The 14,460-nt window shown below is 58.9% G+C and carries 18 protein-coding genes; 17 read left to right on the top strand and 1 reads right to left on the bottom strand.

Features of this window, described 5'->3' with window-relative positions; translation table 11 throughout:
* Window positions 1-31: 31 nt before the first annotated feature.
* Window positions 32-610 (bottom strand): Maf family protein, encoded by a 579-nt coding sequence (locus tag ACRC4F_RS02255; protein WP_438657893.1) that lies wholly within the window; start codon window positions 608-610, stop codon window positions 32-34.
* Window positions 611-715: 105 nt separating this feature from the next.
* On the opposite strand from ACRC4F_RS02255, the gene ACRC4F_RS02250 reads away from it, so the two are divergent.
* The 17 genes from ACRC4F_RS02250 to ACRC4F_RS02170 all read left to right on the top strand — a co-directional run bounded on the left by ACRC4F_RS02250 (window position 716) and on the right by ACRC4F_RS02170 (window position 14,372).
* Window positions 716-1,243 carry a YceD family protein gene (locus ACRC4F_RS02250; RefSeq protein WP_004371317.1) on the top strand — a complete coding sequence of 176 codons (528 nt, stop codon included), beginning with the start codon at window positions 716-718 and terminating at the stop codon, window positions 1,241-1,243.
* A gap of 13 nt (window positions 1,244-1,256) precedes the next feature.
* Complete coding sequence (gene rpmF, locus ACRC4F_RS02245; RefSeq protein WP_003179396.1) at window positions 1,257-1,439, top strand: 50S ribosomal protein L32; 183 nt, start codon at window positions 1,257-1,259, stop codon at window positions 1,437-1,439.
* A gap of 4 nt (window positions 1,440-1,443) precedes the next feature.
* On the top strand, window positions 1,444-2,454 hold the full coding sequence (plsX, locus tag ACRC4F_RS02240; RefSeq protein ID WP_438657892.1) for a phosphate acyltransferase PlsX: 1,011 nt from the start codon (window positions 1,444-1,446) through the stop codon (window positions 2,452-2,454).
* 126 nt (window positions 2,455-2,580) lie between these two features.
* Window positions 2,581-3,519, top strand: coding sequence for an ACP S-malonyltransferase (fabD, locus tag ACRC4F_RS02235; RefSeq protein WP_438657891.1), 939 nt, complete (start codon window positions 2,581-2,583; stop codon window positions 3,517-3,519).
* 16 nt (window positions 3,520-3,535) lie between these two features.
* Window positions 3,536-4,279: a 3-oxoacyl-ACP reductase FabG gene (gene fabG, locus ACRC4F_RS02230; RefSeq protein WP_438657890.1), complete on the top strand. Its 744-nt coding sequence runs from the start codon at window positions 3,536-3,538 to the stop codon at window positions 4,277-4,279.
* A gap of 191 nt (window positions 4,280-4,470) precedes the next feature.
* The gene (gene acpP, locus ACRC4F_RS02225; RefSeq protein WP_003175607.1) at window positions 4,471-4,707 is read left to right on the top strand and encodes an acyl carrier protein; all 237 of its coding nucleotides are present in this window, start codon (window positions 4,471-4,473) and stop codon (window positions 4,705-4,707) included.
* 108 nt (window positions 4,708-4,815) lie between these two features.
* Entirely contained in the window at window positions 4,816-6,060 is a 1,245-nt protein-coding gene (fabF, locus tag ACRC4F_RS02220; protein ID WP_131062725.1) for a beta-ketoacyl-ACP synthase II, read from the top strand.
* Window positions 6,060-6,875, top strand: coding sequence for an aminodeoxychorismate lyase (pabC, locus tag ACRC4F_RS02215; RefSeq protein WP_438657889.1), 816 nt, complete (start codon window positions 6,060-6,062; stop codon window positions 6,873-6,875). Before fabF ends, pabC begins: the two co-directional genes overlap by 1 nt.
* Before the next feature lie 3 nt (window positions 6,876-6,878).
* Entirely contained in the window at window positions 6,879-8,102 is a 1,224-nt protein-coding gene (mltG, locus tag ACRC4F_RS02210; RefSeq protein ID WP_438657888.1) for an endolytic transglycosylase MltG, read from the top strand.
* A 19-nt stretch (window positions 8,103-8,121) separates the two neighbouring features.
* A complete protein-coding gene (tmk, locus tag ACRC4F_RS02205) occupies window positions 8,122-8,754 on the top strand; it encodes a dTMP kinase (RefSeq protein WP_438657887.1) in 633 nt (210 codons plus the stop codon).
* Window positions 8,747-9,733 carry a DNA polymerase III subunit delta' gene (locus ACRC4F_RS02200; protein WP_438657886.1) on the top strand — a complete coding sequence of 329 codons (987 nt, stop codon included), beginning with the start codon at window positions 8,747-8,749 and terminating at the stop codon, window positions 9,731-9,733. The genes tmk and ACRC4F_RS02200 overlap by 8 nt, the downstream gene beginning before the upstream one ends.
* Before the next feature lie 42 nt (window positions 9,734-9,775).
* Window positions 9,776-10,132 carry a PilZ domain-containing protein gene (locus ACRC4F_RS02195; protein ID WP_438657885.1) on the top strand — a complete coding sequence of 119 codons (357 nt, stop codon included), beginning with the start codon at window positions 9,776-9,778 and terminating at the stop codon, window positions 10,130-10,132.
* A gap of 14 nt (window positions 10,133-10,146) precedes the next feature.
* Window positions 10,147-10,932 (top strand): TatD family hydrolase, encoded by a 786-nt coding sequence (locus tag ACRC4F_RS02190; RefSeq protein ID WP_438657884.1) that lies wholly within the window; start codon window positions 10,147-10,149, stop codon window positions 10,930-10,932.
* Window positions 10,933-11,274: 342 nt separating this feature from the next.
* Window positions 11,275-11,913, top strand: coding sequence for a TetR/AcrR family transcriptional regulator (locus ACRC4F_RS02185; protein WP_008152317.1), 639 nt, complete (start codon window positions 11,275-11,277; stop codon window positions 11,911-11,913).
* Between the two features lie 138 nt (window positions 11,914-12,051).
* Entirely contained in the window at window positions 12,052-13,020 is a 969-nt protein-coding gene (locus tag ACRC4F_RS02180; RefSeq protein ID WP_438657883.1) for a GTP 3',8-cyclase MoaA, read from the top strand.
* Window positions 13,021-13,190: 170 nt separating this feature from the next.
* Entirely contained in the window at window positions 13,191-13,796 is a 606-nt protein-coding gene (locus tag ACRC4F_RS02175) for a DUF4823 domain-containing protein (RefSeq protein WP_438657882.1), read from the top strand.
* Window positions 13,797-13,811: 15 nt separating this feature from the next.
* Window positions 13,812-14,372, top strand: a complete 561-nt coding sequence (locus tag ACRC4F_RS02170) for a DUF1285 domain-containing protein (RefSeq protein ID WP_438657881.1) — start codon at window positions 13,812-13,814, stop codon at window positions 14,370-14,372.
* Window positions 14,373-14,460: the final 88 nt, after the last annotated feature.

The following is a 14,460-nucleotide window of genomic DNA, read 5'->3' as shown; positions in this document are numbered from 1 at the left end:
AAACCGGCCTTCGTGGCCGGTTTTTTGTTATTCAGGGGATTTGCACGCCTTCGGCCAGCAGCATGTCGATCAGGCGAATCAGCGGCAGGCCGATCAGGCTGGTGGCGTCAGGGCCTTCGGTGCTTTGAAACAGGCTCACCCCCAAACCTTCAGCCTTGAAGCTGCCAGCGCAGTCGTAGGGCTGTTCGGCGTGCAGGTAGCGCTCGATGCGTGCCGGGTCCAGCGTGCGCATGTGCACGGTGAAGGGTACGCAGTCGACCTGGCAATCGCCGGTCTGGCTGTTGAGCAGTGCCAGGCCTGTCAGGAAGGTCACGCTGGCACCGCTCGACGCCAGCAGTTGTTCGCGGGCCTTCTCGAAGGTGTGGGGTTTACCGATAATCCGCTCGCCGAGTACCGCGACCTGATCGGAGCCAATGATCAGATGAGCGGGATGGCTGCCGGCAAGTGCCTGTGCTTTTTCTGTGGCGAGGCGTTTTACCAGCTCAATGGCAGGCTCGCCCGCACGATGGCTTTCATCGATATCCGGTGAGCTGCAGGTGAACGGCAGCTGCAAGCGGGCCAGCAATTCCCGGCGATAAACCGAGCTTGAAGCGAGTAATAAAGGCAGCATGCGTATCTCCGGAAGACAGGCGCGAATTCTACCGAGGCTTCCAAGTGACGGACAGGGCTGAATTTCCTTTGACATGGCCGGGTGCATCCCTATAATGCTGCGCCTATGTTGAATGACCCGATTCCACCTCACGTTGACCCGCGCAAATTGGCTGACCGTGGCACCACCCTTCAAGGTGAACTGCTGCTGGCCGATTTGGAGAGACTCTGCGACCCGCTTTCCGACACTGTCGGTACGGTGCAGGCGAAATTCGTTTTTGAACGAGATGAACGTAAGTCTGTGGTAATCCACAGCTTTATCGACACCGAAGTCAAAATGGTTTGCCAGCGTTGTCTTGAGCTGGTCACCCTGCCGATCCATAGCGAATGCAGTTATGCTGTGGTGAAGGAGGGTGCGAATACCCAGTCGTTGCCGAAAGGTTATGACGTGCTGGAACTGGGCGAAGATCCTTTGGATCTGCAGTCACTGATCGAGGAGGAGCTTCTGCTCGCCTTGCCCATTGTGCCTGCTCATCATCCGGAAGAATGCCAGCAGCCGGCGGGTCTCGATGAGCCCGAACCGAGCGAGGACGAGGTAACGCGGTCCAACCCGTTCAGTGTATTGGCGCAGTTAAAGCGTGACCCAAACGTTTAGGAGTTAATCAATTATGGCTGTTCAGCAGAACAAAAAATCCCGCTCTGCCCGTGACATGCGCCGTTCGCACGACGCTCTCGAGGCTAGCACCCTGTCTGTAGAAAAAACCACCGGTGAAGTTCACCTGCGTCACCACGTATCGCCAGAAGGCGTATACCGTGGCCGTAAAGTGATCGACAAGGGCGCTGACGAGTAATCACTTGTCTGCTCAAGTCATCGCGATTGACGCAATGGGCGGGGACTTCGGTCCCCGCAGCATTGTTCAGGCCAGCCTTGCTTGCCTGTCTGCTACACCCTCGCTGCACCTGACCCTCGTCGGTCAACCCTCCCTACTTGAAGAATTGCTCTCTGGCCAATCGGCTGTGGATCGCTCGCGTCTGTCAATTGCTCCGGCGTCCGAAGTCATCGCCATGGATGAAAAACCTGCCCAGGCCTTGCGCGGCAAGCCCGACTCATCGATGCGCGTGGCGCTGGAATTGCTGCGTGATGGCAAGGTCCAGGCGTGTGTCAGTGCGGGCAATACCGGCGCGCTGATGGCGTTGTCGCGGTTTGTGCTCAAGACCTTGCCGGGCATTGACCGACCGGCGATGGTGGCGGCGATTCCGACACAGAAGGGTTATTGCCAGTTGCTCGACCTTGGCGCCAACGTCGATTGCAGTGCCGAGCACCTGTTGCAGTTCGCAATCATGGGGTCGGTGGCGGCGGAGACCTTGGGTGTCGTTCGCCCGCGTGTGGCGTTGCTGAACATCGGCACTGAAGACATCAAGGGCAATCAACAGGTCAAGCTGGCTGCAACCTTGTTGCAAAGTGCCCGTGGTATCAATTACATCGGCTTTGTCGAGGGTGACGGCTTGTACCGTGGCGAGGCGGACGTGGTGGTGTGTGACGGCTTTGTCGGCAACATTCTGCTCAAGTCGAGCGAAGGCCTGGCGACCATGATCGCCGGGCGCATCGAAGCCTTGTTCAAGAAAAACCTCGCGTCAAAAATGGTCGGCGCGCTGGCGCTGCCGCTGATGAAGCGCCTGCAAGCCGATCTGGCCCCTGCACGACATAACGGCGCAAGCTTTCTTGGTTTACAGGGGATTGTCGTGAAAAGTCACGGTTCTGCTGGCGTTCAGGGTTTCCAGAGTGCAATTCAGCGTGCCTTGATCGAGATCCAGGAAAATCTGCCGGAACGCATTCACGGTCGTCTGGAGGATTTGTTGCTTTAGGCGTTTTCGTCGGACAATGCTTAAATGTGACCGCTCAGTTCAATTGGCCATCCAACTGTCAGTTTCTTGCGTCCCCCAAGCGGGACGTCAAATTCTCCGACGACAAGATCATTAGGGGCTCGTTACATGTCTGCTTCCCTCGCATTCGTCTTTCCAGGACAGGGTTCGCAGTCCCTCGGCATGCTGGCCGAGTTGGGCGCGCAACATCCGGTTGTCCTCGAAACGTTCAAAGAAGCTTCCGATGCCCTGGGTTACGACCTGTGGGCGCTGACCCAGCAAGGGCCGGAAGAGCAACTCAATCAAACCGATAAAACCCAACCAGCCATTCTGACCGCCTCGATCGCTTTGTGGCGTCTGTGGCTGGCTGAAGGCGGTGCGCGCCCGGCTTACGTTGCCGGTCATAGCCTTGGCGAGTACAGCGCGCTGGTCGCGGCTGGCAGCCTGAGCCTGGGCGACGCCGTCAAGCTGGTTGAGCGCCGTGGTCAGTTGATGCAAGAAGCCGTTCCGGCCGGCCAGGGCGGCATGGCCGCGATCCTCGGTCTGGACGACGCTGACGTGTTGGCAGCCTGTGCCGAAGCGGCGCAAGGCGAAGTGGTCAGTGCGGTCAACTTCAACTCCCCGGGCCAGGTGGTGATCGCCGGTGCCAAGGCGGCGGTCGAACGCGCCATCGAAGGCTGCAAGGCGCGTGGTGCCAAGCGCGCCATGCCGTTGCCGGTCAGTGTGCCGTCCCATTGCGAGCTGATGCGTCCGGCCGCCGAGCGTTTCGCCGAGTCGATCGCTGCGATCGACTGGCAAGCGCCGCAGATTCCGGTTGTTCAGAACGTCAGCGCTGCCGTGCCGGCCGATCTGGAAACCCTCAAGCGCGATCTGCTCGAGCAGCTCTACAAGCCTGTGCGCTGGGTCGAATCGGTCCAGGCGCTGGCGGCCAAGGGCGCGACCCAGTTGGTCGAATGCGGCCCTGGCAAAGTGCTGGCCGGCCTGAACAAGCGTTGCGCCGAAGGCGTGTCGACATCCAACCTCAATACCCCAGACGCTTTCGCTGCCGCCCGTGCAGCGTTGGCCTGAATCAGGAGAAACTTGCATGAGTCTGCAAGGTAAAGTTGCATTGGTCACCGGTGCGAGCCGCGGTATTGGCCAGGCCATCGCCCTGGAACTGGGTCGTCAGGGCGCCATCGTTGTGGGCACCGCGACGTCCGCGTCCGGCGCTGAGAGCATTGCCGCTACCCTGAAGGAAAACGGTATTCAAGGCACTGGCCTGGAACTCAACGTCACCAGCGACGAATCTGTCGCTGCGGTGTTGGCGAGCATCTCCGAGCAGTTCGGTGCGCCGGCGATCCTGGTCAACAATGCCGGTATCACCCGCGATAATCTGATGATGCGCATGAAAGATGACGAATGGCATGACGTCGTCGATACCAACCTGAACAGTCTGTTCCGCCTGTCCAAGGGCGTTTTGCGCGGCATGACCAAAGCCCGTTGGGGACGAATTATCAGTATTGGCTCTGTTGTGGGTGCCATGGGCAACGCAGGCCAAGTAAACTACGCAGCCGCCAAGGCCGGTCTGGAAGGTTTCAGTCGTGCGCTGGCGCGTGAAGTCGGTTCGCGTTCGATTACGGTAAACTCGGTGGCCCCTGGGTTCATCGACACCGATATGACCCGCGAACTGCCAGAAGCACAGCGTGAAAGCCTGGTGACGCAAATTCCGCTGGGCCGTCTGGGGCAAGCACAAGAGATCGCGTCTGTGGTCGCTTTTCTTGCATCCGACGGTGCGGCTTACGTTACTGGGGCTACAATCCCGGTGAACGGCGGGATGTACATGAGTTAAATGTGACGGATTGCTTCAAAAAAATGTCATACGAGCTGTCTAAAATCCGTTATAAAGCTGCAATCTATTTATAGGCAGAGGGCTGTCGGGTTTGAGGAGTGAAGCTTTCAGTTGAAAAACTGAAAAGTCTTTCTATACACTTACCCACTGGCCAGCTGCCTGAATTTGTCCATTAGGAGTGAAAACAAGGTATGAGCACCATCGAAGAGCGCGTCAAGAAAATCGTTGCTGAGCAACTGGGCGTTAAAGAAGAAGAAGTGGTCAACACTGCTTCCTTCGTTGAAGACCTGGGTGCCGACTCCCTTGACACCGTTGAGCTGGTGATGGCTCTGGAAGAGGAATTCGAGACCGAAATCCCTGACGAAGAAGCTGAGAAGATCACTACTGTACAAGCTGCAATCGACTACGTTACTAGCCACCAGGCGTAATAGTTTGTAATCGTTGCTTGCTGTCATGGAAAAACCGCACTGCCATCATGGCGTGCGGTTTTTTCTTTAGGCCTGATGCAAAGTCGTCATTTGAAAAAGGAGAGTGCTGTGTCGCGTAGACGCGTCGTAGTCACCGGTATGGGTATGTTGTCGCCACTGGGCACGGATGTGCCAAGCAGCTGGCAGGGCATTCTGGCTGGCCGCAGTGGCATTGGTCTGATCGAACACACCGACCTTTCTGCCTATTCCACCCGTTTTGGCGGCTCGGTAAAGGGCTTCAATGTCGAGGAATACCTGTCGGTCAAGGAAGCGCGCAAGCTCGACCTGTTTATTCAATACGGGCTGGCCGCAGGTTTTCAGGCTGTACGTAACGCAGGCCTTGAAGTCACCGACGCCAACCGTGAGCGTATCGGCGTGGCCATGGGGTCGGGTATTGGCGGTCTGACCAATATCGAAGAAACCAGCCGCACCCTGCATGATTCCGGCCCACGACGGATTTCTCCGTTTTTCGTGCCTGGCTCGATCATCAATATGATTTCCGGTTTCCTGTCCATCCACCTGGGTGCACAGGGACCTAACTACGCCATCGCCACCGCGTGTACCACCGGTACGCACTGCATTGGCATGGCAGCCCGCAACATCATGTACGACGAAGCCGACGTGATGATTGCCGGCGGCGCCGAGATGGCGGCTTGCGGTCTGGGCATGGGTGGCTTTGGTGCTTCCCGCGCGCTGTCGACCCGCAACGACGAGCCGACCCGCGCCAGCCGTCCATGGGACAAGGGCCGTGATGGCTTCGTGTTGTCCGACGGTGCCGGCGCGCTGGTTCTTGAAGAACTGGAGCACGCCAAGGCCCGCGGCGCGACCATCTACGCCGAGCTGATCGGTTTTGGCACCAGTGGCGACGCATTCCACATGACGTCGCCTCCGGCCGACGGCGCCGGTGCTGCGCGTTGCATCACCAACGCCCTGCGTGATGCGAAGATCAATAGCGATCAGGTGCAGTACATCAACGCCCACGGCACCTCGACATCGGCCGGCGACCTTGCCGAAGCCTGCGCGATCAAGTCGGTGTTCGGCGACCACGCCTATAAGCTGGCCGTCAGTTCGACCAAGTCCATGACCGGTCACCTGTTGGGTGCGGCCGGTGCGGTCGAGGCGATCTTCAGCGTGCTGGCGATCAACAGCCAGGTGGCGCCGCCCACCATCAACCTTGATGAGCCGGATGAAGGCTGCGACCTCGACTTCGTGCCGCACACCGCGCGTAACATGGACATCGATGTGGTCCTGTCCAACTCCTTCGGATTTGGCGGTACCAACGGCTCGCTGGTGTTCCGCCGGTTCGCTGACTGATGGACAGCTGGGTCGACGGTCAGCCGGCTGACGCTTTGTCGCTGAAGGATCGCGGCCTGGCTTACGGTGATGGTCTGTTCGAGACCATTGCCGTGCGTGGCGGACAACCGTTGCTGCTGGACCGACACTTGGCGCGTCTGGCCGTTGGTTGTTCACGCCTGGCGATCACTGCCGATCATGAATTGATCCGCAGTGAGCTGCTGGCCTATGCCGCCGCACTGGGTGAGGGCGTGCTCAAGCTCATCGTCACCCGTGGCGACAGTCTGCGCGGTTACGCTCCCGATCCTTCGGCTCAGGCCCGACGAATTCTGCAAGGCAATCCTCCCGCCGCTTATCCTGCCGTTCATGCCGAGCTGGGCGTTCGCCTGTTCCCCTGTGCGACACGATTGTCCAGGCAGCCACTGCTTGCCGGCCTCAAACACCTCAATCGCCTGGAGCAAGTCATTGCCCGCGGTGAATGGCAAGATGCCGAACACGCTGAAGGCTTGATGCTCGACAGGACGGGGCGGGTCATCGAAGGCGTGTTCAGCAACCTGTTCCTGATCCGCGATGGTGTGTTGATCACGGCCGATTTGAAACGCTGTGGCGTGGCCGGGGTGATGCGTGCCGAATTATTGTTTCAAGCCGAGTCGTTGGGGATCCCCACGCAAATCACCGACATCAGCCTCGATCAGCTGCAATGGGCTGATGAAGTCTTTGTCTGCAACAGCGTGTATGGCGTTTGGCCGGTGCGCGCCTATGCTGCGCTGAGCTGGTCGGTTGGGCCGCTCACCCGTAAACTCCAAACCATTGCCCGCGCGCTACTGGATGCTTGATACGTGAGACGTAAATTCTTGCTGCTGCTGGAAACCGGATTGGTTCTGGCAGGGCTGTGTCTGGGCGCTGCCGCCTGGAAAATTCATTCGGCGCTCGAACAGCCGCTGAACATTACCCAGGAAGAACTGCTGGAAGTGCCCAAAGGCACGACACCCACACGCACTTTCTATCGACTCGAAGCGGATGGCGTCATCAAGGACGCTTTCTGGTTGCGCGTATATTGGCGTTTCAATCTGGCCGGACAACCCTTGCACAAGGGTGAATACCGCATGCAGCCCGGCATGACCGTCGAAGGGCTGATCGACCTGTGGAAGCGTGGCGACATCGTTCAGTACAGCCTGACCCTGGTCGAAGGCTGGAATTTTCATCAGGTCCGGGCCGCATTGGCCAAGGATGAAAAACTCGAGCAGACCCTGAACGGCTTGAGCGATAGCGAGGTGATGAGCAAAATTGGCCATACCGGAATCTTCCCCGAAGGACGATTCTTCCCCGACACTTACCGCTTCGTGCGTGGCATGACCGACGTCGAGGTGCTGAAGAAAGCCTACGATCGACTCGATGAGGTGCTCGCCAAGGAATGGGAACAGCGCGCCGCCGATGTGCCGTACACCGAACCCTATCAGGCGCTGATCATGGCCTCGCTGGTGGAAAAGGAAACCGGTGTGCCACAGGAGCGCGGGCAAATCGCTGGCGTGTTTGTGCGACGCATGGCGATGGGCATGCTGCTGCAGACCGATCCGACGGTGATCTACGGCCTGGGTGATCGCTACAGCGGCAAATTGACCCGTGCCCACCTCAAGGAACCGACGCCGTACAACACCTATATGATTTCGGGCCTGCCACCGACCCCGATTGCCATGGTCGGCCGCGAAGCGATCCATGCCGCGTTGAATCCGGTGGCGGGCAACAGCCTGTATTTTGTTGCGCGCGGTGATGGCAGCCACGTGTTCTCCGATGATCTGGATGCCCACAATAATGCGGTGCGTGAGTTCCAGCTCAAGCGTCGTGCCGATTACCGCTCCAGCCCGGCACCGGCGTCGTCGCCCGAAACCCACAATGGCGAAACACCGGACGCCGAGGCGCCGATTCCGGCCGCTTCGCCCAACCCCGAATCCGAGGCTGTGCTGCCCGTAGTGCCGCAAGAACCCGCTGCTGCACCCGCTCCGGAGCCTGAACCCGAACCTGTGCCCGAGCCGGACGCGACGGCTCCGCAAAGCCCGCAATGACTTTGATTAAGGACTGCCTGTGACTGGCTTGTTTATTACCCTGGAAGGCCCGGAAGGCGCCGGCAAGAGCACCAACCGCGAGTACCTGGCCGAGCGCCTGCGCGCCGCCGGTATCGAGGTTGTGCTGACCCGCGAGCCGGGTGGTACACCATTGGCTGAGCGGATTCGCGAAGTGTTGTTGGCGCCGGTTGATGAAGTCATGAACCCCGACACCGAGTTGTTGCTGGTATTCGCCGCGCGGGCCCAGCATCTGGCCGAGGTGATTCGCCCGGCACTGGCTCGTGGTGCGGTGGTCTTGTGTGATCGTTTTACCGATTCGACCTACGCCTATCAGGGCGGCGGTCGCGGTTTGTCGCTGGAGCGCATCGCGGCCCTGGAAGCGTTTGTCCAAGGCGATCTGCGCCCGGACCTGACGCTGATCTTCGATCTGCCAGTGGAAGTGGGTCTGGCCCGCGCCAGTGCTCGCGGGCGCCTGGACCGTTTCGAACTTGAAGGCCGAACCTTTTTCGATGCCGTGCGCAGTGCGTTCCTCAAGCGCGCGGAGGCTGACCCGGCGCGTTATGTCCTCGTGGATGCCGCTCAGCCGCTGGCGCAGGTTCAGCAGTCGCTGGACACCTTGCTGCCACGTTTGCTGGAGCTGACCCGTGGCTGAAGCCTATCCGTGGCAGGACAGCCTCTGGCAGCAGTTAGCCGGGCGCAAGCAACATGCCCACGCTTATCTGCTGCATGGCCCGGCGGGGATCGGCAAGCGGGCGCTGGCCGAACGGTTGATGGCCAGTCTGCTGTGCCAGCGTCCGACTGCGCAGGACGCCTGCGGTGAGTGCAAATCCTGCCTGCTGCTCAAGGCCGGCAGCCATCCCGACAACTACATCCTGGAACCGGAAGAGGCCGACAAGGCGATCAAGGTCGATCAGGTGCGTGATCTGGTCAGCTTCGTGGTTCAGACCGCGCAGATGGGCGGGCGCAAGGTGGTGTTGATCGAGCCGGTCGAGTCGATGAACATCAACGCCGCGAACGCCTTGCTCAAAAGCCTTGAAGAACCGTCCGGCGATACTGTTTTGCTGTTGGTCAGCCACCAGACCAGTCGTCTGCTGCCGACCATCAAGAGCCGTTGCGTGCAGCAGGCTTGCCCGCTGCCGAGCGAAGCGATGAGCCTTGCCTGGCTGGCCAAGGCTCTGCCGGACAGTTCGGAAGAAGAGCGCATCGAGCTGCTGACCCTGGCCGCCGGCTCCCCACTCGCCGCGGTCAAGTTGCAGGCCCAGGGTGTGCGCGAGCAGCGAGCGTTGGTGGTCGAGGGCGTGAAGAAGTTACTCAAGCAACAGCAATCACCGACGCAGTTGGCCGAAGAATGGAAAACCGTCCCGCAGTTGCTGTTGTTCGACTGGTTCTGTGACTGGTCGAGCCTGATCCTGCGTTATCAGTTGACCCAGGATGAGGCCGGGCTGGGATTGACGGATATGCGCAAGGTCATTCAATACCTGGCGCAGAAAACCGCACAGGATAAGGTCTTGAGTATTCAGGACTGGATTCTCGCCCAGCGTCAGAAGGTCATGAGCAAAGCCAACCTCAATCCGGCATTGTTGCTTGAGGCGCTGCTGGTGCAATGGGCATCCTTGCCTACCCAGAAGTGATCGTCTGTGCCTAGACTCTGATCATCAGCAGTGGAGGTCCGCATGAATGAAGCCGTCAATCCGGGGCCGCGCAACGGCATTTTGTCCCTGACCATCAAGGACAAGTCTGTGCTTTACGCGGCCTACATGCCGTTCATCAAGAACGGCGGCCTGTTTATCCCGACCAACAAGAGCTACAAGTTGGGCGACGAGGTGTTCATGCTGCTGAACCTGATGGATGAGGCCGAGAAAATTCCGGTCGCCGGCAAGGTGGCCTGGATTTCCCCCAAAGGTGCGCAGGGCAACCGTGCCGCCGGCGTCGGCGTACAATTCAACGACGGCGACAATACGGCGCGCAGTCGAATCGAAACCCATCTGGCCGGAACCCTGAAGTCCGACCGTCCCACTCATACGATGTAAGTTGCTGCCCTTTTATGCTCGTAGATTCCCATTGTCACCTTGATCGTCTTGACCTTGCCGCCCACGACGGCTCTCTGGATGCCGCGCTCGATGCGGCCCGGCAGCGCGGGGTAGGGCACTTTTTGTGTATCGGCGTCAGCGTCGAGAACGCCGCGGACGTCAAAGCCCTGGCTGAGCGTTATGACGATGTCGACTGTTCGGTGGGTGTGCATCCACTGGATGTACAGCCGGGTGCCGCGCCAGCGCTGGATTGGCTGTTGCGTGAGCTCAATCACCCGCGAGTGGTAGCGATCGGTGAAACCGGTCTGGATTATCACTACGAGCCGGAAGCTGCCGAGCTGCAGCAGGAATCGTTTCGCTTGCACCTGCAAGCCGCTCAGCAAACCGGCAAACCGGTAATCATCCACACCCGTGGCGCCCGTGAAGATACGTTGAGTTTGCTGCGTGAGGCCGCATTGCCTCAAGCAGGCGTTTTGCATTGCTTCACCGAAGACTGGGACATGGCCAAGGCCGCGCTGGACATGGGGTATTACATTTCCCTGTCCGGCATTGTCACTTTTCGCAATGCCGATGCGCTGCGGGACGTCGCCAGCAAAGTGCCGGCTGATCGCTTGCTGGTGGAAACCGACTCGCCGTATCTCGCGCCGATCCCTTATCGCGGCAAACCAAACCTGCCGCAGTACGTTCGCGAGGTTGCGGAATTTCTGGCAATGTTGCGTGGTGAGTCCTACGAGCGATTTGCCGGGCAGACCACTGAAAACTTCAAGCGGTTGTTCCCGTTGGCACACGTGAAAGGCTGAATCGCAGGCAAAAAAAACCCGGGTTCTGGGGGGTGAATCCGGGTTAAGACCATTAGGAGTAAAACAAAGGCACGCGGTCCGTTGGTACCTATATCGACGCGACACTTGGGGGAGATGCCCCGCCGACAGTTCAAGTATTGATCAGTATTGCGCCGAGTCCAGTTTACCGGCCCCGGTTTTTAAACAATTTTGGAATACGCCCGCTTCGGAAGAGTTCTCATCAACAGGCGACTCTGTGTGAAATGATCAAGAAACACAGATATGGTCGGATGATCCGTGCATTTTTGCGTAAGTTAGGCATAATACGCGGCTTCGAATTTTGACCCCAACAGACCTTTTCTTATGCATAAAGAACCTCGTAAGGTCCGTGAGTTTCGTCGCCGCGAGCAAGAAATTCTCGATACCGCGCTCAAGCTGTTCCTCGACCAAGGTGAAGACAGTGTCACCGTCGAGATGATTGCTGATGCCGTCGGTATCGGCAAAGGCACGATCTACAAGCATTTCAAATCCAAGGCGGAGATTTATCTGCGCCTGATGCTCGACTACGAGCGTGATCTGAACGAGCTGCTGCATTCGGCTGATGTCGACAAGGACAAGGAAGCCCTGTCCCGGGCCTACTTTGAATTCCGCATGCGCGATCCGCAACGCTACCGCTTGTTCGATCGCCTGGAAGAGAAGGTGGTCAAGGGCAATCAGGTGCCGGAGATGGTCGAGGAGTTGCACAAGATCCGCGCCTCGAACTTCGAACGCCTGACCTTGCTGATCAAAGGCCGGATCAGCGAAGGCAAGCTTGAAGACGTGCCGCCTTATTTCCATTACTGCGCGTCCTGGGCGTTGGTGCACGGCGCGGTGGCGCTGTATCACTCGCCGTTCTGGAGCAATGTGCTGGAAGATCAGGAAGGCTTCTTTCAGTTTCTGATGGATATCGGCGTGCGCATGGGCAACAAGCGCAAACGCGATACTGACACTCCAAGCAGCTAAACCATTCAGTTGCCTTATTGCGCCATGATTTCGCTATATGGCGCCGTACCTCAGGAATATACTCAGGCATAGGACTTGCTAAAACTTGATTTGTGAGTCAAGTTTTGCACGTTCGAATTCCTTTTGCCGGAGTGATCCATGATCGTTGACCGTCAAGGCAGGCGTTTTCGCAATTTGCGGATCAGCCTCACCTCAGCCTGCAATTATGCGTGTACCTACTGCGTGCCCAACGGCAAGCGGCTGGTGGCTGCGCAGGATGAATTGTCGGCCGAGGCCATGGCCCGTGGCGTGGCGTATCTGATCGAAGCGGCGGGTATCGAGCGTTTGCGCATCACCGGTGGCGAGCCGCTGGTCAGCCCCAAGCTCGAAGCCTTCATGACCGCCGTCGGCAAGATGGGCCTGGAAGACATCAGCCTGACCACCAATGGCCAGCTGCTGGCGAAAAAGCTGCCATTGCTGGTAGACGCCGGCATCCGTCGCATCAACGTTTCCCTCGATACCCTGGATGCCAGTGCGTTCCGCAGTATTGCCCGTGGCGGTGATCTGGCGACCGTGCTCGATGGTATGGATCAGGCCAAGGCCGCCGGCCTGAAAATCAAGGTCAACATGGTGCCCTTGCGCGGGCAAAACCTTGATCAGGTGATGCCGCTGCTCGATTACTGCCTGGAGCGTGGCTATGAGTTGCGCTTCATCGAGCTGATGCGCATGGGCCACCTCGCCAGCGACAACAACGCCTTCCTGCAACAGTTCGTCAGCCTTCAGCAGTTGTTGAGCCTGATCGGCGAGCAATACGAATACCTGCAAGCCGATGCGCCTGTAGATGCCACTGCCGTGCGCTATGAAATACCGGGGCTGGGGCACTTTGGGGTGATTGCCAATGAAAGCGTTCCCTTCTGCCGGACCTGCTCGCGACTGCGCCTGTCATCCACCGGTTGGCTGCATGGCTGCCTGTCGTCGAGCAATCGCCATTATGTCGGCGATCTACTGGACAAGCCGCGCCATCAGGCATTGCCGGCATTGCAGCGTCTTCTGGTGAAAGCCTTGGGGGACAAGCAGGAAGTGGCGTTCTCCGGTGGTGCTACCGTCATGAAAATCATCGGCGGCTGAACCGGCCTCATCGCGAGCAGGCTCGCTCCCACAGGGGAATGCATTTCACCTGTGGGAGCGAGCCTGCTCGCGATTGCGATCTATCAGGCGCTGATGTTTCCCGAGATGGCGCGGAAGCTGCATCCCATGGCCATTCGCCGGTTTTCCGTCACCGGCCTCTGGAGGGTAGGATGCGTAGCCTGGTTTTGCTGCTGGCCGTTTTGGCGCTTGGTGGCTGCATGAATGTCAGCGATATGGCTGAAGGAACTCGCTACCACATGAGCGATGCAGGGCTGCTGGATCACAGCGACAGTCGCCGTGTGAATAACCTGCGCATCCAGCCGGACTCGTTCATCTACATCGCCCAGGGTGCGTTCGCGCCGCCGGGCAGTGCCTATCCACGACCGAACGTGGTCGCTGAAGAAGCCTTCAACGGTTTTATCGAATATTTCCCGATGGTCCGTCGCGCGCGTACTCCCGAAGGCCTCGACCAGGCCATGGGTGAAGCCCGCGCCGCCGGTGCCCATTACCTGCTTTACACGCGCTTCGCCAAGGCGGATGACCGCATCGGTAACTCGGACGAGTGGCTCGATCAGGAATACGTGGATCGCCTCGGTATCGACAGCGGCGTGATTCAAATCATGTTGATCGAGACCAGCACCCAGTATTTGATTGATACTGCACGTATCAAGAGTCGTGGCGGTTTACTGACGTTCCACGACAACAAGCCACAAGACCTGATTGGCCCGCCGCTGGAGCAGTACGCGCGCAGCCTGATCGGGCTCAGCGACCAGTAATCCAAGGAGAACGCCATGAGTGGCCCGCAAAAAGCCAACGACTTGTTGGGGCAGATCCCCAAGACCAAAGGCTTGCCGCCGGTCCACCTGTGGAACCCTGACTTCTGTGGCGACATCGACATGCGTATCGCCCGTGACGGCACCTGGTTTTATCTGGGGACGCCAATTGGACGCAAGCCGATGGTCAAGTTGTTCTCCACCATCATTCGCCGCGATGGCGATGATTACTTTCTGATCACCCCGGTCGAGAAGGTCGGCATCAAGGTCGATGATGCACCTTTTGTGGCGATTGCCGTGGACGTGGAGGGCGAGGGCGAAGCTCAGATCCTGCGCTTCACCACCAACGTCGACGAGACCGCGGACGCCGGCACTGAACACCCGATCCGCGTGGTGATCGATCCGGTCACCCAAGAGCCTGCGCCGTACGTGCACGTGCGCACCAACCTAGAAGCTCTGATCCATCGCAACGTGTTCTACCAACTGGTGGAACTGGCCGTGACCCGCGAAATCGACGGGCAACGCTGGCTTGGCGTGTGGAGCGGCGGTGAGTTCTTCCCCATAGGCCTAGAGCCTTAACACATACCCATGTGGGAGCGAGCCTGCTCGCGATAGCGGTGTATCAGGCGACATCAATGTCGGATGCTAAACCGCTATCGCGAGCAGG

This window comes from Pseudomonas sp., assembly GCF_051660785.1.
Taxonomy (GTDB): Bacteria; Pseudomonadota; Gammaproteobacteria; order Pseudomonadales; family Pseudomonadaceae; genus Aquipseudomonas.
Note: the sequence above shows the minus strand (reverse complement) of the source record. Positions and strands in the feature narration are given on the sequence as shown.

Bases quoted from the DNA above. Each gene is read 5' to 3' on its own strand.
- acpP (WP_003175607.1), top strand. From the start codon at position 4,471: ATGAGCACCATCGAAGAGCGCGTCAAGAAAATCGTTGCTGAGCAACTG.
- ACRC4F_RS02175 (WP_438657882.1), top strand. From the start codon at position 13,191: ATGCGTAGCCTGGTTTTGCTGCTGGCCGTTTTGGCGCTTGGTGGCTGC.
- ACRC4F_RS02255 (WP_438657893.1), bottom strand. From the start codon at position 610: ATGCTGCCTTTATTACTCGCTTCAAGCTCGGTTTATCGCCGGGAATTG.
- fabG (WP_438657890.1), top strand. From the start codon at position 3,536: ATGAGTCTGCAAGGTAAAGTTGCATTGGTCACCGGTGCGAGCCGCGGT.
- ACRC4F_RS02185 (WP_008152317.1), top strand. From the start codon at position 11,275: ATGCATAAAGAACCTCGTAAGGTCCGTGAGTTTCGTCGCCGCGAGCAA.
- ACRC4F_RS02190 (WP_438657884.1), top strand. From the start codon at position 10,147: ATGCTCGTAGATTCCCATTGTCACCTTGATCGTCTTGACCTTGCCGCC.
- ACRC4F_RS02170 (WP_438657881.1), top strand. From the start codon at position 13,812: ATGAGTGGCCCGCAAAAAGCCAACGACTTGTTGGGGCAGATCCCCAAG.
- ACRC4F_RS02180 (WP_438657883.1), top strand. From the start codon at position 12,052: ATGATCGTTGACCGTCAAGGCAGGCGTTTTCGCAATTTGCGGATCAGC.
- ACRC4F_RS02195 (WP_438657885.1), top strand. From the start codon at position 9,776: ATGAATGAAGCCGTCAATCCGGGGCCGCGCAACGGCATTTTGTCCCTG.
- pabC (WP_438657889.1), top strand. From the start codon at position 6,060: ATGGACAGCTGGGTCGACGGTCAGCCGGCTGACGCTTTGTCGCTGAAG.
- fabD (WP_438657891.1), top strand. From the start codon at position 2,581: ATGTCTGCTTCCCTCGCATTCGTCTTTCCAGGACAGGGTTCGCAGTCC.
- ACRC4F_RS02250 (WP_004371317.1), top strand. From the start codon at position 716: ATGTTGAATGACCCGATTCCACCTCACGTTGACCCGCGCAAATTGGCT.
- rpmF (WP_003179396.1), top strand. From the start codon at position 1,257: ATGGCTGTTCAGCAGAACAAAAAATCCCGCTCTGCCCGTGACATGCGC.